This is a genomic window from Comamonas sp. FG99 (genome assembly GCF_057808605.1).
In genome coordinates, this window is sequence record NZ_JBMDII010000014.1 from 53,076 (window position 1) to 78,044 (window position 24,969).

The following is a 24,969-nucleotide window of genomic DNA, read 5'->3' on the forward strand; positions in this document are numbered from 1 at the left end:
GCCGGAACCAGGCACGAAGCCGCAGACCGTATTGGCATGCGGCAAGGCGAAGCAGCGCAGTTATCGCCTTGAAGGCGAATCGGCATGCAGCGCTGGCGCATCAAATCACCCGCGCCTGGCGCAGCTGTTCGAGCTGGGCCTCGTCCAGTCCCAGGGCCTGGTAGATGCGGGCATTGTCCTGGCCGGTCTCGGGGCCCACGCACGGCTGCGGAGGGGTGCGGCCGCTGAAGCGCGGCACCGTTGCCGGCGCCTTGATCGGGCCGAGCGCCGGGTCCTGCAGCGCGATGAAGCTGCCGCGCGCCGCGAAATGCGGGTCTTGCAGCGTGTCGGCGGCCGAATAGATCTTGCTGAACGGAATGGCGTGCAGCGACAGCGCCTGCTGCACCGCCTCGAAACCGCGGCTGCGGCACCATTGCGCCACGGTGCCGTCCAGGGCCTGCAGGTTGCGCATGCGCGCGGCATTGTCGGCAAAGCGCGGGTCGGCGGCCAGCTCGCCGCGGCCCATGGCCGCGCACAGGCGCGCGAACATCGCATCGCCGGTCGCCACCACGGTGATCCAGGCGCCGTCCCGGGTCTGGTAGACATTGGACGGCGCGGTGTAGGTGGCGCAGGAGCCGGCGCGCTGGCGCGCCTGGCCGCTGAACTGGAATTCCGCCGCCAGCGGGTCGAGCAGGCGCAGCAGGGCCTCGGTGGCGGACAGGTCGATTTCCACGCCGCGCTGCTCGCTGCGCGGCCGGGCATTGCGCTCGGCCAGCGCGGCCGCGATCGCGAATGCGCCGAAGAGCCCGGCCACCACGTCGCCCATGGGGTAGTTCATGTGCTGCGGCGGGCCGCCGGCCTCGCCGCTCAGGTGGGCAAAGCCGCTCATGGCCTCGAAGATGCGGGCGAAGCCGGGCCGCTGGGCATAGGGGCCGGTCTGGCCGAAACCGGTCACGCGCAGCACGATCAGGCGCGGGTTGTGCGCATGCAGCGTGGCCAGGTCCAGCCCCCAGCGGTCCATGGTGCCGGTGCGGAAGTTCTCCACCAGCACGTCGAAGCCGCCGATCAGCCGCAGCAGCAGCTCCCGGCCCCGCGGCTTGCGCACGTCCAGCGAGATGCCCTGCTTGCCGCGGTTCGCGGTTTTCCAGAACAGCGAATGGCCCTCGTGCACCGGCGCCAGGCTGCGCAGGGTGTCGCCGCCCTGCGGCAGCTCCAGCTTCACCACCTCGGCGCCCAGGTCGCCGCACAGCGTGGCCGAGAAGGGGCCGGCCAGCACCGTGGCCATGTCCAGGATGCGCACGCCTTGCAGCGGATAGCCTTGCGCGTCCATCAGTTGCCTTTCAGGTCGGCATGCTGGAGCACCGGCTCCCAGGCCTTGCGGTCATCCCGGATGCGCTGCTGGAATGCGGCCGGCGTGCTGGGCAGCGGCGTGGCGCCCAGCCGGGCCAGCTTGTCCCGGGTGTCGGCCTGGGCCATTACCTTGGCCAGGGCCTGGTTGACGGCTGCGACCACCTGGGCCGGCGTGCCCTTGGGCGCGACGATGCCCATCCACAGGCCGGCATCCAGGCCGGGCACACCCAGCTCGCCGAAGGTGGGGATGTCCGGCGCCGCGGCGGAGCGGGCCTTGCCCGTCTGCGCGAGGATGCGGATCTGCCCGCCTTGCATATAGGGCAGGGTGCCGCCCAGGTTGTTGCACATCACCGGTATATGGCCGGCCATCAGGTCGTTCACCGCCGGCGCATTGCCCTTGTAGGGCAGGTGCTGCATATGGAGCTTGAGCTGGTGGTTCACCATCTCGCACACCAGGTGCGAGGGTGTGGCCACGCCGGCCGAGCCGAAGGACAGCGAGCCCGGCCTGGCCTTCTCGGCCGCCGCCAGCTCGGCCAGCGTCTTGTACGGCGTCTGGGCATTGACCGCGATCACATTGGGCAGGTCCGCCACCAGGCCGATGTACTCGTAGTCGGTGAGCGGGTTCCACTTCAGCTGCTGGTGCACATAGGGCAGGAACACATTGCTCAGGCCGGCCATCAGCAGGGTGTAGCCGTCCGGCGCGGCCCGCGCCACCATCTCCGAGCCCACCAGGCTGCCGGCGCCCGGCTTGTTCTCCACCACCACGGGCTGGCCCAGGGCCTGGCCCAGCCCCACCGAAATGGCGCGGGTGACCAGGTCGGTGCTGCCCCCGGCGGGGAAGGGGACGATCAGGCGGATCGGCCGATCGGGGTAGCCGGCCTGGGCGGCCGCGCTGGCGGCGCACAGCAGGGCCAGCACGGCAAGGCGTGGGGCGGTCGGGTGTGGCATAGGGTTTGTCTCCTTCTGGGGGGTACGGGGAATCGGCGCCGCGGCATTCAGGCGGCACTGGTGCTCAGGCGGCGCCGTGCTCGCGCAGCGCCAGCTTGGCGATGTTCAGCTGGTGGATCTGGCTGGTGCCTTCGTACAGGCGGAACAGCCGCACATCGCGGAAATAGCGCTCGATGGGGCTGAAGTCGGCCACATAGCCCGCGCCGCCGAACATCTGCACCGCGCGGTCCGCCACGCGCCCGCACATCTCCGAGGCGAAGTACTTGCACATCGAGGCCGTGAGCGCCACTTCCTCGCCGCGGTCGCGGGCGCGGGCGGCCTCCAGGATCATCGATTGCGCGGCGAAGATCTCGGTGCGGCTGTCGGCGATCATGGCCTGCACCAGCTGAAAGCTGGCGACCGGCTGGCCGAACTGCTCGCGCCGGCCCACATGCTCCATCGCCAGCTCCAGCATGCGTATCGCCGGCCCGGTGCACAGCGCGGCCAGGTGCAGCCGCTGCTTGTTCAGCACCTTCATCACGGTCTTGAAGCCCTGGCCCTCGCGGCCGCCGATGATCTGCTCGGCATGGACGCGGCAGTTCTCGAAATGGATGTCCGACACCGGCGAGCCGGCCTGGCCCATCTTGCGGTAGGGCCGGCCGGTGGAGAGGCCCGCGCCGCGCTCCACCAGGAAGGCGGTGAGCCCGTCGCTGCCCGAGCTGCCGCCGGCGGTGCGGGCGATCACGGTGAAGACGTCGGCCAGCGGCGCGTTGGTGATGAAGCGCTTGGTGCCGTTCAGCACATAGTGATCGCCTTCGCGGCGCGCGCTGGTGTGGATGTTGGAGGCCTCCGAGCCCGCATCCGGCTCGGTCAGCGCCAGGCAGCCGGTCAGCTCGCCGCGCGCCATGCGCGGCAGCCAGCGCTGCTTTTGCTCCTCGGTGCCGTCGGCCACCAGGGCTTCGGAGCCGATGCCGGTGTTGGTGCCCACGCGGGCGCGCAGCGCCACCGAGGCCTGCGACAGCTCGAACGCGCAGCGCACCAGCTCCTCCGTGCTCAGGCCCAGGCCGCCGTAGGCCTCGGGAATGCTCCAGCCGAAATAGCCCTTGTCGCGCAGTTCCTGGACCACGGCGGCTGGAATATCGTCTTCGAGGTCGATCTGGTTTTCGAGCGGATGCCAGCGTTCGCGCACGAAGCTGCGGATGTCGGCTACCAGGGCTTGCAGGCGGTTGGGGTCTTTGATCATGTCCCGCACTGTAAAAAGCCCGGCGGGCAAAGCTGAAACATGGTTTCAAATATTGAAATACAGATTCAAATCCATCGTGCCCGCCGTCACAATCGCCGCATGAGCCCCGCCTTGCCCGCCTACCAGTTCAGGGACGAGCGCGACGTGCGCCGCGTGCGCGCCGACGATCCCTATTTTTCCGGCACCCTGGCCAAGGGGCTGATGATCCTGCAGTGCTTCGTCAGCGATCCGCGCCCCCATGCCAACAGCGAGCTGGCCCGGCGGCTGGGCCTGCCCCGGCCCACGGTGTCGCGGCTGTGCCGCAGCCTGCAGACCATGGGCTACCTGGACCACGACGAGCGCCTGGACCGCTATTTCGTCGGCCCCGCCGCGGTGGCGCTGGGCTACCCCTATGTCATCAACACGCCGCTGCTGGGGCAGCTGCGGCTGCCCATGCAGGCGCTGGCGGACCAGGTGCAGGGGGCGGTGTCGGTCGGCGTCGTCATGGACATGGACGTGGTCTATGTGGAAACCTGCACCTACCAGGACGGCACGCTCAAGCGCCCCGGCGTGGGCGCGGTGCGCAGCGTGCTGGAGACGGCCATGGGCCGCGCCGGCCTGGCGCAGCTCAAGGCTGCCGAGCAGGGCCAGTTCCTGCGCCGTGCGCGCCGCGACCGGCCGCAGGAATACGCGCGTTGCATCGATGCCGCCCGGGAGAGCCTGGAGCATTACGGCAGCCGCGGCTTTGCGGTCAATCTGGGCGACAGCGGCTTTGGCGTGCTGGCGGTGGGCGTGGCATCCCGGATCGCCTACGGGCCTCGGCGCCTGCTGTTCAACTGCGCCGTACCCGGCCTGCAGGTGCGCGGCAAGGATTTGCTGCAGAAGATCGGCCCCGGCCTGGTGCAGCTGGTGGGGCTGGCCGACAGGCTCTCCGTGAGCCGGTAGGCGGCGGCTACACTCGGAGACCCCAGCCACACCTGCGTTTTCCATGCCCTTCGAATCCATCGTGGTGATCGTTCTTGCCGCCGGCCGCGGCGAGCGTTTCCGTGCATCGGGCGGTAGCGTGCACAAGCTCGATGCCCTGCTGGGCGGTGCCACGGTGCTGCAGCATGTGCTGGGCGCGGTGCAGGCCGCCGGGCTGGCCGCCCATCTGGTGCGCCCGCGAGAGGGCAGCCCCGGCATGGGGGATTCGATCGCCATGGGCGTGCGGGCCAGCGCGCAGGCCGCGGGCTGGCTGGTGCTGCCTGGCGACCTGCCGCTGGTGCGGCCTGAAAGCCTGCGGCGGGTTGCCCAGGCGCTCGCCGCGCAGCCCGTGGTGGTGCCATGGTGGCAAGGGCGCCAGGGTCACCCGGTGGGGTTCGGCGCGCAATGCTTCGAGGCGCTGGCCGCACTGAGCGGGGATACCGGCGCATCCGCGATCGTGCGGGCCAGCCGGGCTGCGCACAAGGTCGCCGATATCGAGCTGGACGACCCAGGCATCCAGATGGATATCGACACCGTGGCCGATCTGGAGCGGGCCGAGGCGTGGCTTCGGCGCCGCATGGCGGGGTGATGCCCGTGCCGCCGCCATGGGTGGCCTGCAGGGGCGACGATGCAAAAACCAAATTTCTTTGCCTTCACGGAGAATTGATTAGCCAATAGCGTGCATGTATGAATCAGCTTAGGCTATAAATCCGTTTGTTCGATTTGCAGAGTTTTCGGGAGCCTTGCGCCGCAGCCTGTGCGCGGCTTCCATCGGTACCCAGGAGTTGGATGCATGCATGAAGATTTTCCGGAAATCCATTCCGGCTTGTTGGACCGCTGGCAGGGTTTGTTGCGCAACTATGCCGATCTGTTGCAGCTGTCGGCGGCGCGGGTGCTGCGGCTGCAGGACGGTGCCTGGAGCCTGATGGCGGCTGCCGGGCCGGCGGCCGACAGGCTGGAGGCCGGCCCGGTGGCCACGCAGCCGCCGCCATTCGCGCAAGAGCTGGTGGCGGCCCAGAAGCTGGTATGCAAGGATGCTTGTGGTGACGTTGGTTTCTTTTTGAAGCATAAAGATGCCAACTATGGCGTGCAGAGCTATATCGGCATTCCGGTGTACTGGCCCAGCGGCAGCCTGTTTGGCGTGCTGGACGCGCTGAACGACCGGCCCAGGGCGTTCAGCGATGCCGAGCAGCGCCTGCTGGTGCAGATCCGCGACGATATCGAGGACCACCTGGTGCTGCTGCATGGCAACCGGGCCGACCTGGTGACCAACCATGTGACCCGTGCGCGGCTGCAGGCCAGCGAAGAGCGCTTTCGCTTGCTGGTGGAGAACGCGGGCGACGACTATTTCCTGCACGACGATCAGGCGCGCTTCATCGATGTGAACGACCGCGCATGCCACAGCCTGGGCTATTCGCGGGCGGAACTGCTGGCCCTGCATGTGCACGATGTCTCCATCGGCATGACGGCGCAGCAGAAGCTGCAGTTGTTCAGGGATTTCCAGCCCGGCAGCTCGATGGTGGTGAAAAGCCGGCATCGCCGCAAGGACGGCAGCCTGTTTCCGGTCGAGGTGGTGGTCACCTGCGTGGAGGTGGGCGGGCGCAAGCTCTTCATGGGGCTGGCGCGCGACATCACCGAGCGCGAGCGGGCGGAGCAGGCGATACGCGAGCTCAACGCCGACCTGGAGCAGCGCGTGGCCGCGCGCACCGCGCAGCTGCAGGATCTGTCGAGCACGCTGCAAGGGGTGCTGAACAGCGCGGCGGACGTGATCTATGTGAAAGACCCCGAGGGCCGCTACCTGCTGTTCAACCGGGCCGGCGAGCGGTTTCTGGGGCGCGGCGCCGACGAGGTGATCGGGCGCAGCGATTTCGAGCTGTTCCCCGATGGGGTCGCGGCCGGCTTCGTCAGCGGCACCCTGCAGGTGCTGCAGTCCGGCGACAGCCTGACCGTCGAGGAAGTGGTGCCGTCCGTGCGCGGCATGCGCACCTTGCTGACCACCCGCAGTCCGCTGCGCGACGAGCAGGGGCGCGTGCATGCGGTGATGGGCGTGGCGCACGATATCACCGAGCGCAAGCAGGCCGAGCTGGAGCTGCAGCTGCAGCGCGAGCGCATGGCCCTGGCGATCGACGTGGGTGCGCTGGGCGTGCTGGACGTCAACCTGGACACGCAGGCCGTGCTCTGCAATGCCCAGGGCCTGGAGATCCTTGGCCTGCAGGCCGGCGCCGCCCTGGGCTGGGACGCGGTACTCGGGCAGGTGCACCCGCAGGACCGGGCGGCCTGGGATGCCCATGTGCGCGATATCCGCCGCGGCAGCGGCGCGCAGCGGGTGCAGCTGCGCATCGTGCGGCCGGATGGTGGCATGCGTTGGGTGTCGGCCGCGGCCCGCTATGTGGCCGGGCTGGGGCAGGCGCCGGACCGGCTGATCTGCGTCATGGTGGACGAAACCGAGAGCCACCGCGCCGAGCGGCAGCTGCAAAGCAGCTTCGACAGCCTGCAGCAGGCCGAGCGCCTGGCGCGCATGGGCTCGTGGACGCTGGATATCCAGCGCCAGGTTTTCTCCGTATCCGACATGCTGCGCGAGATCGTGGGCTTCGCGCCGGATGAGGAGGTAACGCTTGCTCGCCTGACCTCGGTGATGTCGGAGGACAGCTACCGCAAGGTCAAGGCCGGGCTGGAGGACTGCGCCACCCAGGGCGGCGAGTTCGCGATAGCGTTCGAGCACTACCGCACCGACGCCAGCACCTTCGCCGCCGAAGTGCGGGCCAAGGGCATCCGCGACGACAGCGGCCAGGTGACGAGCGTGACCGGCACGGTGCAGGACGTGAGCGAGCGCGAGGAGGCCCGTGCGCAGCTGGCTTCGCTGGCCGACCGCCTGCCCAGCGGCGCGCTGTACCAGCTGAGCTATGTCAACCCCGAGATCGGGCGGGGCGGCCTGGTGCGCAGCCAGGACCTGCGCGTGCACTACATCAGCGGCGGCATCGAGGCGCTGGTGGGCATAGCGGCGCAGCAGCTGCAGGACGATCCGGCGCTGCTGTTCAAGGCGGTGCACGAGGAAGACCTGCCGGCCTTGCTGGGCGCATCGCGCGAGGCCACTGCGGCGCAGAGGCTGCTCGAATGCGACTTCCGGCTGCGCCGCCCCGATGGCTCGCTGATCTGGCTGCGCATCCGCTCGGCGCCGCGCAGGGTCAAGAGCGGGCTGATCTGGGACGGCATCATCTTCGACATCACCCGCCAGCACGAGGTGGAGTCGGCGCTGCGCCAGGCCAAGGAGGCCGCGGAGCTGGCCGAGCGGGCCAAGGCCGACTTCCTGGCCAACATGAGCCACGAGATACGCACGCCGATGAACTCGGTGCTGGGCATGACGCGGCTGGCGCTGCAGACCGACCTGTCGCCGCGGCAGAAGAACTACCTCGAAAAGATCGATGTCTCCACCCGCGCGCTGCTGTCCATCATCAACGACATCCTGGACTTCTCGAAGATCGAGGCCGGCGGCTTCGACCTGGACGACACCGACTTCGAGCTCGAACAGGTGCTCGAAGCCGTCTCCAACGCCACCTCGCTGCGGGCCGACGAAAAGGGGCTGGAGGTCGTGTACGCGATCGCGCCGGACGTGCCGCGGGCCTTGCGCGGCGACCCGCTGCGCCTGTCGCAGGTGCTGATCAACCTGGTGGGCAATGCGGTCAAGTTCACCGACGCCGGCGAGGTGGTGGTGTCCGCCAACCTGCTGGCCGAGCGCGCGGACGGCGCCTGGCAGATCCAGTTCAGCGTGCGCGATACCGGCATCGGCCTGAGCCAGCAGCAGATGGACCGCCTGTTCGTGCCCTTCCACCAGGCGGATGGCGGCACCTCGCGCCGCTACGGGGGCACGGGCCTGGGCCTGACCATCTGCAAGCAGCTGGTGGAGAAGATGGGCGGCGGCATCCGCGTCGAGAGCGAGAGCGGCCGTGGCAGCCTGTTCTCGTTCACCGTGGAGCTGGGCCAGCCGTCAAGCGACATGGCGCTGAAGATCCGGTCGCTGCACGGCTACCGTGTGCTGGTGGTGGACGACAACGCCACCTCGCGCGAAAGCCTGTCCGACATGATCAGCAGCTTCGGCATGCAGGCCGACTGCGTGGATTCGGGGCGGCATGCGCTGGCGCAGATCGAGGCCGTGGCGCAGGGGGGCGAATCCTACGACCTGGTCCTGATGGACTGGCAGATGCCGGAGATGGACGGCATCGAGGCCACCCGCCGCATCCGCCAGGACAGCCGCCAGGAGCGTGTGCCCGCGGTGCTGATGGTCACCGCCTACGGCCGCGACGAAATCCTGAGCCAGGTCGCCTCGGCGGGGCTGCAGGGCATCCTGGTCAAGCCGGTGACCGAATCGGTGATGTTCGATACGGTGCAAGACGTGCTGGCGGGCCCGCGCACGCATGCCAGGCATTTCAAGACCTCGGGCCAGGTGCGCAGCGTGCTCACGCCCAGCATGCGCCGCATGCTGGGCGGCAAGCAGGTGCTGGTGGTGGACGACAATGCGCTCAACCTGGAGGTGGCCAGCGATTTCCTGGTGCTGGCGGGCGTCAAGGTCGACACGGCGGTCAACGGCCGCCAGGCCATCCGCTGCCTGGAGATGAAGGACTACGACGCCGTGCTGATGGACATGCACATGCCCGAGATGGATGGCGTGACGGCCACGCGCGAAATCCGCCGCAACCCGGCCTGGCAGGATCTGCCCATCATCGCGTTGACGGCCCAGGCCCGCGCCGAGGACCGCGAGGCGACCATCCGCGCCGGCATGACCTCGCACCTGTCCAAGCCGATCGAGGAGCACCTGCTGTACCAGACGCTGATCGACATCTTCGCGGGCGATGCCGCCCAGGGCCGCAGGCCGGGCCCGGCCGCGGCCTGCGCCGCGGCGGATGCATCCGCCCGCCCCGCGCCGCACCAGCAGGGGCCGGTGGACTTCGATGCCGCGCTGCACCGCATGGGCGGCAACCGCGAGCGCATGCAGCGCCTGCTGCATGGCTTCGTGCGCGACTTTGCCGACGTGCCGCAGCGCTTGGATGCGGCGGTGGCGGCGCAGGACGGCAAGAACGTCGAGGCGCTGGCCCATCTCGTCAAGGGCGCGGCCGGCTATGTGCAGGCCAAGGCGCTGACCCATTCGGCCGACGCGCTGGAGCGCCAGGCCAACCGGGGCGATGCGGCCGCGATCGAGCGCCTGGCCTTCACCTTCCGCGCCGACCTGACCGCGGTGCTCGAAGCCATCAGCGACCGCCTCAAACGCCAGGCCAGCGCGGCCGCCAAGCAACTGCCGGCACAGGCCTGCCAGCCGGTGGCCGGCGCGGACACCGCGAGGGCGCTGTCCCTGATCGCCAGGGCCGAGCCGCTGATGCAAAAGGGCGACTATGCCGCGACTTCACTGCTCGCCGACCTGGCCCATGAACTGAAGGACCACCCCGCATCCGGGCAGCTCGAAGAGGTGCGGGTGCTGTATGAGGATATCGAATTGCCCCAGGCATTGAAGGCGCTGGACCAGCTGCGCCAATCGTTGGAATCGGCGGCCGCTGCCGCTGCGAGGGAGCAGTGATGGTGGTTGCCGATCTGCCCACGGTATTGATCGTGGATGACGAGCGCATCAACCGCACCGCGCTTGCGGAGCTGCTCAAGGACGAATGCCGGGTGGTGCTGGCCAAGGACGGCGCCTCGGCGCTGCAGCGCGTGGCCGAAGAGAAGATCAGCCTGATCCTGCTCGACGCCTCCATGCCCGATATGGATGGCTACGAGGTGCTGCGCCGCCTCAAGTCGAGCGAGAAGACGGCCAACATCGGCGTGATCTTCGTCACCGGCCAGATCGAGGAGGCGCACGAGGAGCGCGGCCTGCTGCTGGGCGCGGTGGACTATATCGCCAAGCCGGTGCGCCCGCTGCTGGTCAAGGCGCGCGTGCGCAACCACCTGGAGCTGGCCCGCCAGCGCGAGGAGCTGGAGCGCCTGTCGATGCAGGATGCGCTGACCGGCATCAGCAACCGCCGCGCCTTCAACCAGGCCTTCGTGCGGGCCTGCGGCCACACGGTGCGCACAGGCATGCCGCTGGGCCTGGCGATGATCGACGTGGACTACTTCAAGAGCTTCAACGACTTCTACGGCCATGGCGCCGGCGACGACGTGTTGCGCCGCGTGGCCCAGACCCTGGTCAAGGCGGCCCAGCGGCCCTACGACATGATTGCCCGCTACGGCGGCGAGGAATTCGTGCTGATGCTGCCTTCGGGCATCGCGCTGCAGACGGTGCTCGGCCGCCTGTGCGAAGCCGTGCATGCACTCGGCATACCGCACGAGAAGTCGGAGGTGAGCGCCATGCTCACCATCAGCTGCGGCGGCGTGGTGGCCGGCTACGACAGCGCCAAGCGGCCCGAGTGGCTGCTTGAGCGCTGCGACGAAATCCTCTACCAGGCCAAGAACGCCGGGCGCAACCGCGCCATCGTGCAAGACCTCAATTAGCCGGCATGATCGGCGCTGCGGCTGGCGCGGCGCCGGCTGCCTTGCTGCGCCGCCAGGCCTGTGCATAGCCGGCGGCAACCGCATTGCTGGGGTCCACCTCGGTGGCGGGCTGCGGCTCGGCGCCGGGCAGCACGCCGCTGCTGCGTGCCTGGCGAATGGCCTGGCCCAGCTCGATCACCGACATGGCGTAGAAGCTCGACCAGTTGTAGCGCGTGACCACATAGAAGTTCTGCGTGCCCGCCACATAGCTGGCGGCATCGCTGCCGTTCTTCAGCTCGATCAGCGCCAGCGGGCCGGCGCTGGCGCTGCCCTCGCCCTGCACGGCAGCGCCGTTGGCCAGCATCTCGGCGGCGCTGAAGCTGGGGTTGATATCGGGCGCCAGCAGCGTTGCCAGCTGCTGCGGGCTGCTGTCCACCTGCACGCGGTAGTAGGTGGGCAGGCCGCGCTTCCAGCCATGGCTGACGAAATAGTTCGCCACCGAGCCGATCGCATCCACCGGGCTGTTGAAAAGATCGATGCGGCCGTCGCCGTCGTAGTCCACCGCATAGGCGGCCCAGCTTGACGGCATGAACTGCGGTATGCCCATGGCGCCGGCATAGCTGCCCTTGGCCTCGAAGGGATCGACCCGCGTGAGGTAGGCATTGGTCAGGAACTGCTCCAGCTCGCGGCGGAAATAGGCGGCCCGCTCGGCCGCCTTCGGGTGGCTGGCCGGAAAATCGAAGGCCAGCGTGGCCAGCGCATCGGCCACGGTGAAGCCGCCCATCTGCTGGCCGTAGATGGTTTCCACGCCGATGATGCCGACGATGATTTCCGCCGGCACGCCGAATTCCCTTTCGGCCCGCTCCAGCGTGGCCGCGTTGTCCTGCCAGAAGCGCAGGCCGGCGCGGATGCGGATCGGCTCGACGAAGCGGCCGCGGTAGGCGCGCCAGTTCCTCACGCCGGCCGGGCCGGTGCGCGGCGTCATCAGGCTTTGCACGCGGGAATTGAATTGGGCCTGGTTGATGGCCGCCTGCAGCCAGCCGCGGTCGATGCGCTCGCGCGCGGCAACCTCGTTGACGAAGGCCTGGGCTTCGTCGCGCTGCGCGTAGCTGCTGGCGGCATTCGGGTTTTTCTGCGCGCTGGCCAAGGTGCAGCAAGCGCTGGCAGCTATAAAAACAAGAGTTTTCTTCAAAAGGGCATGCATACCGCTTTATACCTTGCGGCCGGGGCCCGGCAGCGTGTTCCAGGGCAGGGCATTGAACTGTTTTTGCAATTCGCGCAGCCCGCCGGGGCCATGCGGCTGGCCCGCATAGCGAAAGCGCTCCATGGCCTGCAGCCAGGCCGCGAAGGGCTGCGCCCGCTCGCCGTGCAGCGCCTGCAGCCGCTGGGCCAGGGCGCGCGGCGTGGCGCTGGCCGGCAGCTCGACCTGCCGCCGGGCCAGCTCGACGCGGGCGCGCTGCAGCAGGGCCAGCCAGGGGTCCGCCGGGCGGCGGCGCCACAGCACGCTGGCGCAGGCGATCAGCGCCGCGGTTGCGAGCAGCCCCGCCAGCAGGCGCACCAGGTCCTGCCAGCCGGGCGCCTGCATGCCCCAGGCGCGCAGCAGGTTCATCTGCTCGCGCTGGGCGTAGTTCAGCACCCACTGGTTCCAGCCATTGTTGGCCGCCTCCCACAACGCGCGCAGCTGCTGCCGCAGGCCGAGCGCGACCGGGTTGGTGACGCTAATGCCGAAAACCCCCTGCGGCAGCGCCAGGCGCTGCGCCGAGCCGAGGCGGCCGGGCGCCACCGCGCCGGTGGGATCCACCCGCAGCCAGCCGCGCTCGCTGCCCATCCACACCTCGGCCCAGGCGTGGGCATCGGCCTGGCGCACCGTCCAGTAGCCATCCACCGGATTGCTGCTGCCGCCCTGGTAGCCGGTCACGATGCGCGCCGGCACGCCTGCGGCGCGCAGCGCGATCACGAAGGCCGAGGCAATGTGCTCGCAAAAGCCCTGCTTGCGGTCGAACCAGAATTCATCCGCCGCCTGCGGGCCGTAGCGGCCCGGCTCCAGCGTGTAGCGGTAGCCCTGGCTGCGCAGCTGCGCCAGCAGCCGCTCGACCAGCGCCTGCGTGGGCTCGAGCCCGGACTCGGGAGATAAGGCCAGCTCGGCCTGCAGCTGCCGCACCCAGGCCCGGGTGCGGGGGCTCGAGCCCGCCGGCAGCTGGCGGTTGCGCGCCAGCTCTTGCGCGCTGGCCTGCATGCCGAAGCGGTAGCCGGTGTGGCTGTGCATGCGGATGCGGGTCACTTCGTTGAACGGCTGGCTGCTGAGCCACTGCATGTCGGCGCCAGCCAGGCTGCGGCCGCGGGGCAGGGCGGGCGGCTCGGTCATCAGCTCCAGCGGCAACAGCCAGCGGCGTTTGCTGGCTTCGAGCGTCATCTCGTAGGCGATGGGCTCGCCCTGCAGCTGCAGATTGCCGGCGTTGGGCGGCGCCTCGGCGCGTTGCGTGATCGCGGCGCTCCATTTGCGGCCATCGAAATGGCTCAGCACCGGGCCGCGAAAATACAGCACGCCCAGCGGCGGCGGCTGCTTGCCCGGCGTGAGAAAGCGCACACGCAAGGCGATCGCATCGTCCATGGCCAGCGCCGCCAGGCTGCCCACCTCCATCTCCTCGGACAGGCCGGTCTTGCCCGCGCCGTCGCCCCACTGCATGCCCCACAGCGGCGCCATGCGCGGAAACAGCAGGAACAGCGCCACGGTGAGCGGCGCGCCGATCAGCATCATCTTCAGCGCCAGGCCCGCCGCCTGCGCCAGCGCGGGCCGGCCCACCGGCATGTGGGCCAGGATCAGCGCGGTGAGCAGGCCCAGCATCCCCGGCAGCATGGCCAGCGCGGTCAAGAGCGACTGCGAATGCAGGAAGTTGCCGAGCATGGTGAAGAAGCCAAGGAAGAAGATCACCATCGCATCGCGCCGGCTGCGCAGCTCCAGCGTCTTGAGCGCCAGCAGCATCACCACCAGCGTGACGCCCGCCGCCGGAGCCATGACGGTCTTGAAGGTGGCCAGCACCAGGCCAAGCACCAGGGCCAGCAGCGCAAGCCGCAGCCAGCGGCCGGGCAGGCGCCAACCCCGTACCGCGATAGCGCCGCGCCCGAGCAGCATGGCCAGCGCCAGCACGCCGGCCCAGCCGGGCAGGCTGCCCAGCTGCGGCAGGATGATCCAGGCCAGCACGCACAGCAGGAACACCGTATCGCGCACATCGCGCGGCAGCTTGGCGATGGGCGGGGCGAAAGCGCGGGCCTGCGGCATCGCTCAGGCCAGCGCCAGGGCCCGCAGACAGGCCTGGGCGTGTAGGGCGCCCTGGCCGGGCGGAATGACTTGCGCGGCCAGGCGCAGGCCGAAGCGGCAGCCGCCGGCCTCGGCCTGCAGCACCCAGGCGGCCAGGCGCGACAAGCGGGCCTCGCGCTCGGCCAAGCCGCAATCGCGCTCGTCCAGCCACAGCTGCTGTGGCAGCAGCTGCTGGTTGTCGCGCACCGGCAGTGCATCCGAGCCGCTGGCCAGCGCGGTGGCCGCTTTCTTCCACAGCACCAGCTTGCGCGGATCGCCGCGCCGGTAGCTGCGCACGCCGTCCAAGTCGCCGGCTGGCGCGTGGCGGGCGGCATGCGCCTCACCCGACGGCAGGGCGGCTGGCAGGGGCGGCGGGCGCAATTCCGGGGCCGGGTAGATCAGCACCTCGCCGGCCGGCCGCCATACGCTCCACAGCCGGAAGACACCGAGCGGAAAGCGCGTTTCCACCACCAGCGCCGGCAGCGGGTGCAGGCCGCGTTGCGCCGGGGGCGTTGCCAGCTGCAGGCTGGCCTGGCCGTATGCAGCCAGGTCCGCCAGGTGCCACTCGCCGCTGCCGCGCATGGCGCAGGCAACGGCATGGCGGCTGCGGGCGGCGGCATTGTGCAATTGCAGCGCGAAATGTACCGGTTGCCCGGCGAACTGCGCTGCGGGCGGCGGGGCGCGGAGCGACAGGCCGAGCAGCGTGCGGTAGCCTACGGCGACCGAGGCCAGCGCGCAGCCGGCCAGCACAAAGCTCAGCAGGTAGCCGAGATTGAGCTGGAAGTTGATGCTCGCCACCAGCAACACCAGCAAGGTGAGCGCCAGCATCCAGCCGGCGCCGGTGGGCAGCAGGTAGAGGTTGCCGCGGTCGATGTGGTGCTGGTCGCTGCGCGGCAGCCGTGCCAGCCACCAACCGCGCCAATGGCGCCAGCGCGAGCAAGAGGTGGTAGCGAAGGCAGCGGCCATGCCTATTGCAGCGGCACGCTGTCCAGCATGGCGCGCACCTGCTGCGGCGCACTGCGCCCGGCGTGGCCCACCGGCACCAGGCGGTGCGCCGCCACCTGCGGCAAGATGGCCTGCACGTCGTCCGGCGCCACATAGTCGCGCCCGGCGACCAGTGCCTGCGCCTTGGCCGCGCGCACCAGGGCGATGCCGGCGCGCGGCGACAGCCCCTGTGCGAACCACTGGCCCGAGCGGGTCGCGGCGATCAGCGCCTGCACGTAGCGGATCAGCGCATCGCTGGTACGCACCGCCAGTACCTGCTGCTGCAGCCGCTGCAGCTCGGCCTGCGGCAGCAGCGCCGGCAGCCGGTCCACCAGATCGCGGTGGCTCTGGCCGCCATGGCCGGTCAGCAGCTGGAATTCGGCCGCCTCGTCGGGGTAGCCCAGCGAGATGCGCATCAGAAAGCGGTCGAGCTGGCTTTCGGGCAGCGCATGGGTGCCGAGCTGGCCCTGCGGGTTCTGCGTGGCGATCACGAAGAAGGGCTGCGGCAGCAGGTGGGTGGCGCCTTCCACCGTCACCTGCCTTTCCTCCATGGCCTCCAGCAGGGCGCTTTGCGTCTTGGGGCTGGCGCGGTTGATCTCGTCGGCCAGCAGCAGCTGCGTGAACACCGGGCCGGGGTGGAACACGAAGCCTTCGCGCCCGCGCTCGTAGACCGACACGCCGCTCAGGTCGCTGGGCATCAGGTCGGCGGTGAACTGTACGCGGGCGAACTGCAGGCCCAGGGTGCGCGCCAGCGCATGCGCCAGCGTGGTCTTGCCCACGCCGGGCACGTCCTCGATGAGCAGGTGGCCGCCGGCCAACAGGCAAGTCACGCAGTCCTGCACTTGAGCCGGCTTGCCGACGATAGCCGTGTTAAGCTGGTCCAGTAGTCGGGTGATGGTTTGCATCGCTTGCATGGCGCAACCATAAACGACAAATAAAACAACGGAGATGATGACGGTGAGCAGGACAGGTTATTTCACCCACCGCGACTGCTGGAAGCACGACATGGGGCCCGGCCACCCCGAGTGCCCGGGCCGGCTCGATGCCATCGAGGACCGCTTGCTGATGACCGGCGTGGGCGATGCGCTGGACCGCCGCGACGCGCCCCGGGCCACGGTGTCCGACCTTGAGCTGGCGCACGAGCGGCTGCATATCGCGGCCATGCGCGGCATGTCGCAGCTGGCGGCCGACAACAAGGCGGTGGGCGGTCCGACGACGCTGATGCTCGACACCGACACCTCGGTCAACGAGTTCACCTGGGATGCGGCGCTGCGCGCGGCCGGCTCGGCGCTTGCCGCCACCGATGCGGTGATGAGCGGCGAGCTGGAGAACGCCTTCTGCGCGGTGCGCCCGCCCGGGCACCACGCCACGCGCAACCAGGCGATGGGCTTTTGCTTCTTCAACAACGTGGCGCTGGCCGCCAAGTACGCGCTGATGCGGCACCAGCTCAAGCGCGTGGCCATCGTGGATTTCGACGTGCACCACGGCAATGGCACCGAGGATATCTGCGCGGGCGATCCGCACATCCTGATGGTGAGCATCTTCCAGCACCCGTTCTACCCGTTCAGTGGCGACAAGCACCCGGCCGCGAACATGGTGAACGTTCCAGTGCCGGCCTATACCAAGGGCATGGAGATCCGCGAGATCGTCGAGATGCACTGGATACCGCGGCTGGAGGATTTCCGCCCCGAGATGATCTTCATCAGCGCGGGCTTCGATGCGCACCGCGACGACGACATGGGCCAGCTCGGCATGACGGAGAGCGACTACGCCTGGATCACCCACCGCATCAAGGATGTGGCGCGGCGCTTTTGCATGGGGCGCATAGTCTCGTGCCTGGAGGGCGGCTACGTCATGGGGCCGCTGGCCGCCAGCGTGGAGGCCCATGTGCGGGTACTGGCGGATTTGTAAGACACCCCCTGTGTCGCGGCGCTCCTTCCCCCTCGCTGGCGCTTCGCGCCGGAGGGGGACGACGCCCTCGCTGCGGGGCGGCCCTTGCTCGGCGTCCGCTGATGGGACGGTGCCAGTTTCTCCCCTTGAAGGGCGTGCGCATGGACTTGGATAACCGAAGGAGTGATGCGATGGATGCCATCTTGAGAGAGCAGCGCGACGAGCGCGGCGTGGTCACGCTGACGATGAACGATCCCCAGCGCTTCAATGCGCTGGGCGACGAGATGCTGCGGGCGCTGCAGGGCGCGCTCGATGCGCTGGCGCGCGACGAGGGCGTGCGCGTGGTGGTGCTGGCCGCCGAAGGCAAGGCCTTTTGCGCCGGGCACAACCTCAAGGAGATGGCGGCCCATCCCGACCAGGCCTGGTACCAGCGGCTGTTCGAGCGCTGCAGCAAGATGATGCTGTCCATCCGCAGGCTGCCGGTGCCGGTGATCGCCCGGGTGCAAGGCATGGCGACGGCCGCCGGCTGCCAGCTGGTGGCGCAGTGCGACCTGGCCGTGGCGAGCAGCAACGCCAGCTTTGCCACCAGCGGCATCCAGTACGGTCTGTTCTGCGCCACGCCCAGCGTGCCGCTGGTGCGCAACATGCCTTTCAAGCCCGCGATGGAGATGCTGCTGACCGGCGAGTTCATCGATGCCCACGAGGCCCGGGCGCAAGGCCTGCTCAACCGCGTGGCGGAGCCCGGGCAGCTCGATGCCGAGCTGCAGCGGCTGGTGAGCGCCATCGTCGCCAAGCCCCGTGCCGCGGTGCAGATGGGCAAGGCCCTGGTCTACCAGCAGCGCGAGCTGGGCCTGGAGGCCGCCTACCAGCTGGCGGGCCAATGCATGGCCGCGAACATGATGGATGCCGATGCGCAGGAGGGCGCGCAGGCCTTTGCCGCAAAGCGCCCGCCGCGCTGGCGCTCAGGCTTGGGCTAGCAGCGTTGCCAGGCCGCTGGCCAGGGCCTCGAACGCGGCCTGGCAGCGGGGGCTGCGGCGCAGGTCCTCATGCATGGAGACCCAGGTTTCCAGCCGCATGCTCCAGCCGGGCAAGACCCGCACCAGCACGGGATCGCGGCGTGCCAGATGGGCCTGGCAGACGCCGATGCCGCAGCCGGCCCGCAGCAGCGCGAGCTGGGCCAGGTCGCTGTCGGCGCGCAGGCTGAAGGCCTTGCGCTGCCACAGCGGCAGCTGGCCGCGCGCGGTGCGCAGGTAGGGGGTCTCGGTGTCGAAGCCGATCAGTGCATGGCCCGCCAGTTGATCCAGGCTGGCAGGAGTGCCATGGGCGGCGAGGTAGTCGGCATGCGCATGCATTCCCACTTCGATGGCGCCGATGCGGCGGGCGATCAGCGCGTCCTGCCCGGGCGGCGCCATGCGCACCGCGATGTCGGCCTCGCGCTGCAGCAGGTCCTGAACCCGGTTGGTGGCTGCCAGCTCGATCTTCAGTCCGGGGTGGGCATGCCGCAGGCGCGCCAGTATCGGCGGCAAGACCTCGACCGCCATCACCTCGCTGGCCGAGATGCGCACGGTGCCCGCGATGCCGCCGCCGGGGCTGGCGGCGGCGCGCTCCAGGGCCATCGCCGCGTGGCGCATGGCCTCGGCATGGGGGCGCAGCTCCAGTGCGGCCTCGGTGGGCAGCAGCCCGGCCGGTGAGCGGGTGAAGAGCGGCTGGCCCAAGGCGGCCTCCAGCGCGGCGATGTGCCGCCCCGCGGTGGGTTGGGTGATATCCAGTGCCCGCGCCGCGCCCGAGAGCGAGCCTTCCGTGAGTACGGCCAGGAAGCTCCGGTACAGCTCCCAGCCTATGCGGTTTGAGGTCATGCATAAATGTATGGACATTGGGTTGCTTTAGGTAATTTCTTTTTTGCTCGCTGCTTCCCAGAATACGTGCCATGCATCACTTTCAGCGAACAGGGGCAGGCGATGATTCAACGGCAGGATCGAACGGACGAGGGCAGGACGGCGCTGGTGCTGGGCGCCACCGGCGGCATCGGCGGCGAAATCGCGCGGCAGTTGCGCGATGCGGGCTGGTCGGTACGGGCGCTGCGGCGAGGGCTTGCCGGGCCGCCGGTGCTGCAGGACGGAATCCGCTGGCTGGGCGGCGACGCGCTGGACCCAGGTGCCGTGCTGGCGGCGGCACGCGGCTGCGGCGTCATCGTGCATGCGGTCAATCCGCCCGGCTACCGGCGCTGGGCCGAGCTGGTGCTGCCGATGGTGGACAACACCATTGCCGCCGCCATTGCCGGCAAGGCCACCATCGTGCTGCCGGGCACGGTATACAACTATGGGCCCGATGCCTTCCCCTTGCTGCAGGAAGATGCGCCCCAGCGGCCGCTGACCCGCAAGGGCGCGATCCGTGTGGCGCTGGAGCAGCGCCTGCAGCAGGCGAGCGCGCGCGGCGCGCGCGCCATCATCGTGCGGGCCGGGGATTTTTTCGGCCCGCGGGCCGGCAACAGCTGGTTCTCGCAGGGCTTGCTGCAGCCGGGCAGGCCATTGCGCACCGTGCGCCTGCCGGGGCGGCGGGGCGTAGGCCACCAATGGTCGTACCTGCCCGATGTGGCGCGCACCATGCGCCTGCTGCTGGAGCGGCGCAACGCGCTGCCGCACTTTGCGCGCTTTCACATGGCCGGGCACTGGGATGCGGATGGCACCGAGATGGCGGCTGCGATCTGCCGGGTGGCCCGGCGCCACGGCATGGCGCCGCGTACGCTGGCCTTTCCGTGGTGGCAGCTGCGCCTGGCGGCCCCTTTCATGCCGACATTGCGCGAACTGCTGGAGATGCGCTACCTGTGGAATGAGCCGCTGCGCCTGGATGGCGGCGGCCTGCAGGCGCTGCTGGGCCAGGAGCCGCATACGCCGCTCGATGCCGCGGTGGAGGCCAGCCTGCGGGGCCTGGGGTGTTTGCCGGCGCCACTTCCATAGCCAACAGAAAGTTGCTAATTCCAATGGAAAGCATGTGATTTGTGAATGAATCCATGGAAATTGACAATAGATGAAGATTGTGTTTCGCAATGTTATTTTCTTTGTTGATAGCCAGGGATAATCTTGGCGCGGCTAGGACAGATGTGATGCAAGTGCGCTAAAGCTGAGGCAGGCCCGGGTCTGCCCGCGATCCGCCGGTTTGCCGCCGCCATCAGCGCACTTCCAAAGAAGCACCTGTTTGCTAAGAACTACTTTACAAATAACTTCTGAGGAACTTGCGATGAAACCGGAACAAGGGCGGTACTTGCCCGCCTCTTGGCCGTCCAGGGGCGGCTCGCGGCCTTCTTTGGGTGGGCGATGGCTGCGTGGAGCCCTGTTCGCGGCGGCTGTCTTGCCGTTGAGCGCATTGGCTGCCGTGGTGGATTTGACGGATACGGTGACATTCAGCCCCGTGTCGTTCAATCCCGGCGCAACGACGCAAATGACGGTGCTGCTGATCAACAACAATACCGATGCGTCGACGGGTACGGCAATTGCGAACACGCCTTTGCCGGCGGGATTCAGCATTGTGGGTACCTCTACCACCTGTGGCGGCTCACCCAGCTTTCCGATGGCGGGTGCTACTTCGTTCTCGGTGTCGGGCTTGACCGTTCCCGGTGTGACCGGCGGCACGAGCGGCAATTGCGCGCTGGTCTATACCTTGACCTCGCAGACACCCGGCAACTACAACGCCACGGTGGCTTCGGGCTCGATCAGCGGCACCGTTGGCGGCGTGGCGGTGACCAACCAGTCCACCAGCGATGTTTCCGCCTCGGTGGTCGTCAATACGCCGAGCCGTATGGGGCTCAGCAAGGGTTTCAATCCTGCAACGGTGACGATCGGCGGCGAATCGACGTTGACCTTCAGTGTCGGAAACCCGAACAATTTCGATATCGCTGGGGTATCGGTGCCCGATACGCTGGATGCCAATTTGTCGTTGGTGGGCACGCCTACGTATGCTTGCAACAACGGGGGCCCATCTGGCAATGCCACCGTATCGGGGCAGACGGTGTCGCTGCCAGCCTTGACGCTGACCGCTGGCAGCACTTGCACGGTGACCGCGGGAGTCCAGGCAGCCGCGGGCTTTCAGGGGACGATCCCCAACACGATCAAGGCCGCGGAGGTCACCAATACCTCGGCTGGGCCTTCGGTCACGCCTGGGGCGGATGTGAGTGCCAGGCTTAGTGTGCAGAATGCGCTCGAATTGGCCAAGGGCTTCAATGCAGGCACGGTCTATGCCCCGGGGCCACCCATCACGTTCACGCTGACCTTGTACAACAATCTGCAGACCCCGCAGACCGGTGCGCAGATCACGGACATCTTTCCTGTGGAGGGCGGCGTACCGTTGTTCAGCCTGGTCGCAGTCAATGGCAGCCCGGTGCAGCAAAATACCTGTGGATTCGCCAGCAGCAGCCTTCCTTTGGACGGCGATACGCAGTTGGCCGTCACCGGCGGCACGGTGCCAGCCTTGGGCTCATGCCAGATCACGCTGTGGATCAGCATGAATGCCGTTCCTTCGGGTGGCGTGCTGACCAATACGGTCTATGGTACTGCCCCGAATGGTCCGCAGGCGAAAACCGATCAAACCGCGGTTGACCATGACGTCTCGGCAAGCGTCACGGTCTCTGGGGCCACGCCAGCAGCGCTGTCGCTACCGGTCGACAAACTATTCTGTCCCGCGACCGATCGCAATTGCTGGTCCCACAATGGGGGCTCGTACAACCTGACGGTGTTGGCTCCGACAACGCCGGGTGCAGTGGTGGCCTATGTCAACACCTATGTGGCCAACCAGTACTCCTATACGGGCTTGACGCAATGGCGCGTGCAGGACGACCTGAACGAAACGGGCGATGCCAACAACAGCGGCAAGATCTTGAGCTTGCCGGCCGGATTCAGCGCCAGCGATATCCAGGTTTTTTCGTACAACGGAAATTCGAAGTGCGATCTCTCGGCCATGAATATCCAATTGGGGCCGAATATCTCGCCTACGCATTTCGATGCCACTTTTGGCGGGGCGGTGAATGGGGCTGTCAACCCGGGCACCATCAGCTACTGCATGATTTCGTTCCCTGTGGTGCTGGATGCCAGCGCCACGCCCCCGGAATCGGTCTATGGCACATACCGCAACAGCATTCTCCAGCCAAGCGATTCGTCCAATCCTTATGGGGCCAGCAATAACAAAGGCATTGTGGCCACTGCCACCTCGCCGCAAAACGGACCCAGCCTGGCCTTGGGCGAGGCGGTGACGAACCGCTCCCTTACGGTCTTGGGTCCGCTGCAGGTGAGCAAGAGCTTCCAGACGCCGCAAATCGGGTCTGGCGGCGTGTCGCGCATGGTGATCACGCTGCTGAACTACAGCGCCCAGCAGATCGATGGCGTGAGCTTTCAGGATATCTTGCCGGCCGGATCCGCCGGCGGCCAGATGCAGGTGGCGCCGGGCGGCGGCAACCCCAGCTTCAGCTCATGCAGCGGCCCTGCTGCGGGCCCCGCCAGCAACCCGGGCGTGACGGGTGGCACCACGCTGGCTTTCAGCGGCATCACATTGCTGGCCGGATCGCCGGCCACTCCGAGTCAGTGCGTGGTGAGCATCGATGTCACTGGCGACATCAACGGCAGCTATCCCAATACGATTGCGGCGAATGCGGTCAGTGGAACCGCTGCGGGCAAGACCATCACCAATTTCGCTGCATCCAACACCGCCACGCTGACGGTGACAGATCTGGCCTTGACGCTGACCAAGCAGTTTGACCGGACGACGGTCAAGACGGGTGAGTACGCGGTGATGACGTTGACACTGATCAACAACCAGTCGGCACGCGGAGAGCAACTGAACAATGTGTCGCTGACCGATACCTTCCCTGCAGGCATGTTCCTTTCTGCCAATCCGGCGCTGACTGCCAGCTGCACGGCCCCAGGGGCGGCAACCAACGCCAACGTGGTGGCAAACGGCACGGCAGGCATTCAGGTCAGTGGCATGACCATGGCGCCCGGCGGCACCTGCACGATCACGGCGCGGGTGGAGACCACCAGCACGGTGACCTTGAACAACGTGATACCCAAGGGCACCGTGACCACGGTGGAAAAAGTGACCAACCCGAGCGATGTGAGCGCACCGCTGGCCACTCTTGCCGGTACGGTGGTCACCAAGAGCATTGCTCCGGCTGCAGTGGCCGTGGGCCAGCCTGCGACGGTCACTTTACGGCTGACCAATGCGACCAATGGCACGGTGACCGGCATCAATGTGTTTGACCAGATCAACCCGGCAGGTGGCTATGGCGATGTGGTTGGTGCAAATACCTATCCGATCGCGGTTCCGGCCGGCGATTTCGTGCCGCCGAACGCGCCGTGGCAAGTCGTGCCCGGCAGTGTCAAGCTGCTTCCCAAGGCGGGGTGCAGCCTGACTGGAACGCCCGCGGTGGTCGCAGGCACCAGCAATGATTCGGTTCAGGTAAGCGGAATTTCTGCGGCACCGGCCACCTTCTGCGATGTGACTTTCCAGGTGGTGGTGCCTGCCGGCACGAGCAATGTGATCGGCACGTATTTCAACGCGGTGCCGCAGAGCAATGTGGCAGGTGGTGCGAATGCTTGTGCAGACCCGGCCAACACCCACGCTGGCAGCCAGGCTTGCTATACGTCGGCGGAATTGAGCGTGATGGCCTCCGGCAAGCTGCAGATCACCAAGTCGGTCAAGCCTTCGGGGACGCTTGATGGATTCACCTTCACCATTGCCTCGACGAATGGCTGTGATCTGAGCAATCTGACGTTGACGGGCACGACCGATGCAACTGGCGTGCTCGCTTTCAACCTGCCGGTCTTTACCGATAGCACCAAGGCCGCGAAATGCCAGTACAGCGTGACCGAAACGCCGAAAGCAGGCTATGCGCTGGATACGGCGGCATCGACCAACCCGCTGACGGGCATTACGCTGAACGACGATGGCAGCAATGCCGCGGTGACGGCGATCAGCGTGGTCAACAATAAGCTGCCGCCGCCCACTTTCAGCCTGAGCAAGAGCATCGCTCGTCGCAACATGCCCGCGGACCAGTTTGTCTTGACGATCTCGGGCACGCCCAAGGCCGGTGAGACCAGCACCCCCAGTGTGACGACCACGGGAGCCAGCACGGGCGTGCAGGCAGTGCAGGCCAGTGTTGTCGGTGACATCGGCACCAGCTATGGCGGCAGCGAAAGCATGGCGGCGGGCTCGGGCACCACTCTGGCCCGCTATACGCAGTCGGTGGCATGTACCAATACCGGCCCCACGGATGTCTCGGCGATCACCAGCGCCGCGGCATTGGCAACGGGGGTCAAGCTGCAGCAAGGCGATGCCATTGCCTGTACTATCACCAACACGCCTGCGCCGCTCAGCATGACCACGCTGACGGTGACCAAGACCCTCAGCGGCGGCCCTTCGGGCTATAGCGGCAGCTTCCCGATCGCCGTGGCCTGCACCATGGATGGCAACCCCGTGACCGGCATCACCCCGGCCTCTACGGCCAAGGTGACGGCCAGCAGCAGCGCCAGTGGGCAAGTCGTGTTCGGCAATATCCCCGAGGGCGCGTTCTGCACGGTCAGCGAAGATCAGGCTTCCCTGCCAAAGCTGTATGGCTATAGCTGGGCGGCGCCTGAGATTACGCAGTGGACGCAGCCGATCGCCGCTAGCGGCAGCCAGGCTACCGTGGCCAACAAGCTGACGGGAACGGGGACGACCCAGGCGGTCCCGGCACTGAATGCATGGATGCTCGCATTGCTCGGCATGTTGGTGGCTGTGTTCGGGGTGCGCATGCAGGCGCGCCGCGGCCAGCCGGGATGATGCATGCGCGGGGCGCGAGCCCCGCGCATCCGTGGAATTGCAAACGGGCCGCTGTGCGGCCCGTTTGCATTGGCGCCGCAGGCCGCCGAGGCCCGGC

General features: G+C 68.0%; 16 protein-coding genes. 8 read left to right on the forward strand and 8 right to left on the reverse strand.

What is annotated here, in order from left to right; all coding sequences use genetic code 11:
* Positions 1-100 precede the first annotated feature (100 nt).
* The 3 genes from ACODRX_RS11495 to ACODRX_RS11505 form a co-directional block, all read right to left on the reverse strand.
* Positions 101-1,309, reverse strand: a complete 1,209-nt coding sequence (locus tag ACODRX_RS11495; RefSeq protein WP_488871634.1) for a CaiB/BaiF CoA transferase family protein — start codon at positions 1,307-1,309, stop codon at positions 101-103.
* A complete protein-coding gene (locus ACODRX_RS11500) occupies positions 1,309-2,277 on the reverse strand; it encodes a Bug family tripartite tricarboxylate transporter substrate binding protein (protein ID WP_488871635.1) in 969 nt (322 codons plus the stop codon). The genes ACODRX_RS11495 and ACODRX_RS11500 overlap by 1 nt, the downstream gene beginning before the upstream one ends.
* A gap of 64 nt (positions 2,278-2,341) precedes the next feature.
* Positions 2,342-3,499 (reverse strand): acyl-CoA dehydrogenase family protein, encoded by a 1,158-nt coding sequence (locus tag ACODRX_RS11505; RefSeq protein ID WP_488871636.1) that lies wholly within the window; start codon positions 3,497-3,499, stop codon positions 2,342-2,344.
* A gap of 99 nt (positions 3,500-3,598) precedes the next feature.
* Between ACODRX_RS11505 and ACODRX_RS11510 the strand changes: the two genes are divergently transcribed.
* The 4 genes from ACODRX_RS11510 (at position 3,599) to ACODRX_RS11525 (ending at position 10,915) form a co-directional block, all read left to right on the forward strand.
* Positions 3,599-4,423 (forward strand): IclR family transcriptional regulator, encoded by an 825-nt coding sequence (locus ACODRX_RS11510; RefSeq protein WP_488871637.1) that lies wholly within the window; start codon positions 3,599-3,601, stop codon positions 4,421-4,423.
* A 43-nt stretch (positions 4,424-4,466) separates the two neighbouring features.
* Positions 4,467-5,030, forward strand: a complete 564-nt coding sequence (locus ACODRX_RS11515) for a nucleotidyltransferase family protein (protein ID WP_488871638.1) — start codon at positions 4,467-4,469, stop codon at positions 5,028-5,030.
* 204 nt (positions 5,031-5,234) lie between these two features.
* Positions 5,235-10,007, forward strand: a complete 4,773-nt coding sequence (locus ACODRX_RS11520) for a PAS domain S-box protein (RefSeq protein WP_488871639.1) — start codon at positions 5,235-5,237, stop codon at positions 10,005-10,007.
* Positions 10,007-10,915 (forward strand): GGDEF domain-containing response regulator, encoded by a 909-nt coding sequence (locus ACODRX_RS11525; protein ID WP_488871640.1) that lies wholly within the window; start codon positions 10,007-10,009, stop codon positions 10,913-10,915. Before ACODRX_RS11520 ends, ACODRX_RS11525 begins: the two co-directional genes overlap by 1 nt.
* Here the strand turns inward: ACODRX_RS11525 and mltB are convergent.
* From mltB to ACODRX_RS11545, 4 genes are read right to left on the reverse strand one after another with little or no spacing between them, the layout of a single operon-like run.
* On the reverse strand, positions 10,908-12,098 hold the full coding sequence (gene mltB / locus ACODRX_RS11530; protein WP_488871641.1) for a lytic murein transglycosylase B: 1,191 nt from the start codon (positions 12,096-12,098) through the stop codon (positions 10,908-10,910). The genes ACODRX_RS11525 and mltB overlap by 8 nt on opposite strands.
* Positions 12,099-12,104: 6 nt before the next feature.
* On the reverse strand, positions 12,105-14,174 hold the full coding sequence (locus ACODRX_RS11535; RefSeq protein ID WP_488871642.1) for a transglutaminase TgpA family protein: 2,070 nt from the start codon (positions 14,172-14,174) through the stop codon (positions 12,105-12,107).
* A gap of 3 nt (positions 14,175-14,177) precedes the next feature.
* Entirely contained in the window at positions 14,178-15,158 is a 981-nt protein-coding gene (locus ACODRX_RS11540) for a DUF58 domain-containing protein (protein WP_488871643.1), read from the reverse strand.
* Positions 15,159-15,160: 2 nt separating this feature from the next.
* Positions 15,161-16,090 (reverse strand): AAA family ATPase, encoded by a 930-nt coding sequence (locus ACODRX_RS11545; RefSeq protein ID WP_488871644.1) that lies wholly within the window; start codon positions 16,088-16,090, stop codon positions 15,161-15,163.
* A 37-nt stretch (positions 16,091-16,127) separates the two neighbouring features.
* On the opposite strand from ACODRX_RS11545, the gene ACODRX_RS11550 reads away from it, so the two are divergent.
* Together ACODRX_RS11550 and ACODRX_RS11555 are read left to right on the forward strand one after the other, a co-directional pair.
* Positions 16,128-17,087 carry a histone deacetylase family protein gene (locus ACODRX_RS11550; RefSeq protein WP_488871698.1) on the forward strand — a complete coding sequence of 320 codons (960 nt, stop codon included), beginning with the start codon at positions 16,128-16,130 and terminating at the stop codon, positions 17,085-17,087.
* A gap of 170 nt (positions 17,088-17,257) precedes the next feature.
* On the forward strand, positions 17,258-18,043 hold the full coding sequence (locus tag ACODRX_RS11555) for an enoyl-CoA hydratase (protein ID WP_488871645.1): 786 nt from the start codon (positions 17,258-17,260) through the stop codon (positions 18,041-18,043).
* Here the strand turns inward: ACODRX_RS11555 and ACODRX_RS11560 are convergent.
* A complete protein-coding gene (locus ACODRX_RS11560; protein WP_488871646.1) occupies positions 18,029-18,922 on the reverse strand; it encodes a LysR family transcriptional regulator in 894 nt (297 codons plus the stop codon). The genes ACODRX_RS11555 and ACODRX_RS11560 overlap by 15 nt on opposite strands.
* A gap of 102 nt (positions 18,923-19,024) precedes the next feature.
* Between ACODRX_RS11560 and ACODRX_RS11565 the strand changes: the two genes are divergently transcribed.
* Both ACODRX_RS11565 and ACODRX_RS11570 read left to right on the forward strand, forming a co-directional pair.
* Positions 19,025-20,023: an NAD-dependent epimerase/dehydratase family protein gene (locus ACODRX_RS11565; protein ID WP_488871647.1), complete on the forward strand. Its 999-nt coding sequence runs from the start codon at positions 19,025-19,027 to the stop codon at positions 20,021-20,023.
* Positions 20,024-20,303: 280 nt separating this feature from the next.
* Entirely contained in the window at positions 20,304-24,872 is a 4,569-nt protein-coding gene (locus tag ACODRX_RS11570; protein ID WP_488871648.1) for an IPTL-CTERM sorting domain-containing protein, read from the forward strand.
* Positions 24,873-24,969 lie beyond the last annotated feature (97 nt).

What these genes read in the sequence shown, in the direction of transcription:
- ACODRX_RS11550 (WP_488871698.1), top strand. Translation starts at nt 16,128, where the DNA reads ATGACGGTGAGCAGGACAGGTTATTTCACCCACCGCGACTGCTGGAAG.
- ACODRX_RS11500 (WP_488871635.1), bottom strand. Translation starts at nt 2,277, where the DNA reads ATGCCACACCCGACCGCCCCACGCCTTGCCGTGCTGGCCCTGCTGTGC.
- ACODRX_RS11525 (WP_488871640.1), top strand. Translation starts at nt 10,007, where the DNA reads ATGGTGGTTGCCGATCTGCCCACGGTATTGATCGTGGATGACGAGCGC.
- ACODRX_RS11515 (WP_488871638.1), top strand. Translation starts at nt 4,467, where the DNA reads ATGCCCTTCGAATCCATCGTGGTGATCGTTCTTGCCGCCGGCCGCGGC.
- ACODRX_RS11520 (WP_488871639.1), top strand. Translation starts at nt 5,235, where the DNA reads ATGCATGAAGATTTTCCGGAAATCCATTCCGGCTTGTTGGACCGCTGG.
- ACODRX_RS11540 (WP_488871643.1), bottom strand. Translation starts at nt 15,158, where the DNA reads ATGGCCGCTGCCTTCGCTACCACCTCTTGCTCGCGCTGGCGCCATTGG.
- ACODRX_RS11545 (WP_488871644.1), bottom strand. Translation starts at nt 16,090, where the DNA reads ATGCAAGCGATGCAAACCATCACCCGACTACTGGACCAGCTTAACACG.
- ACODRX_RS11510 (WP_488871637.1), top strand. Translation starts at nt 3,599, where the DNA reads ATGAGCCCCGCCTTGCCCGCCTACCAGTTCAGGGACGAGCGCGACGTG.
- ACODRX_RS11555 (WP_488871645.1), top strand. Translation starts at nt 17,258, where the DNA reads ATGGATGCCATCTTGAGAGAGCAGCGCGACGAGCGCGGCGTGGTCACG.
- ACODRX_RS11570 (WP_488871648.1), top strand. Translation starts at nt 20,304, where the DNA reads ATGAAACCGGAACAAGGGCGGTACTTGCCCGCCTCTTGGCCGTCCAGG.
- ACODRX_RS11495 (WP_488871634.1), bottom strand. Translation starts at nt 1,309, where the DNA reads ATGGACGCGCAAGGCTATCCGCTGCAAGGCGTGCGCATCCTGGACATG.
- ACODRX_RS11505 (WP_488871636.1), bottom strand. Translation starts at nt 3,499, where the DNA reads ATGATCAAAGACCCCAACCGCCTGCAAGCCCTGGTAGCCGACATCCGC.
- ACODRX_RS11565 (WP_488871647.1), top strand. Translation starts at nt 19,025, where the DNA reads ATGATTCAACGGCAGGATCGAACGGACGAGGGCAGGACGGCGCTGGTG.
- ACODRX_RS11535 (WP_488871642.1), bottom strand. Translation starts at nt 14,174, where the DNA reads ATGCCGCAGGCCCGCGCTTTCGCCCCGCCCATCGCCAAGCTGCCGCGC.
- ACODRX_RS11560 (WP_488871646.1), bottom strand. Translation starts at nt 18,922, where the DNA reads ATGACCTCAAACCGCATAGGCTGGGAGCTGTACCGGAGCTTCCTGGCC.
- mltB (WP_488871641.1), bottom strand. Translation starts at nt 12,098, where the DNA reads ATGCATGCCCTTTTGAAGAAAACTCTTGTTTTTATAGCTGCCAGCGCT.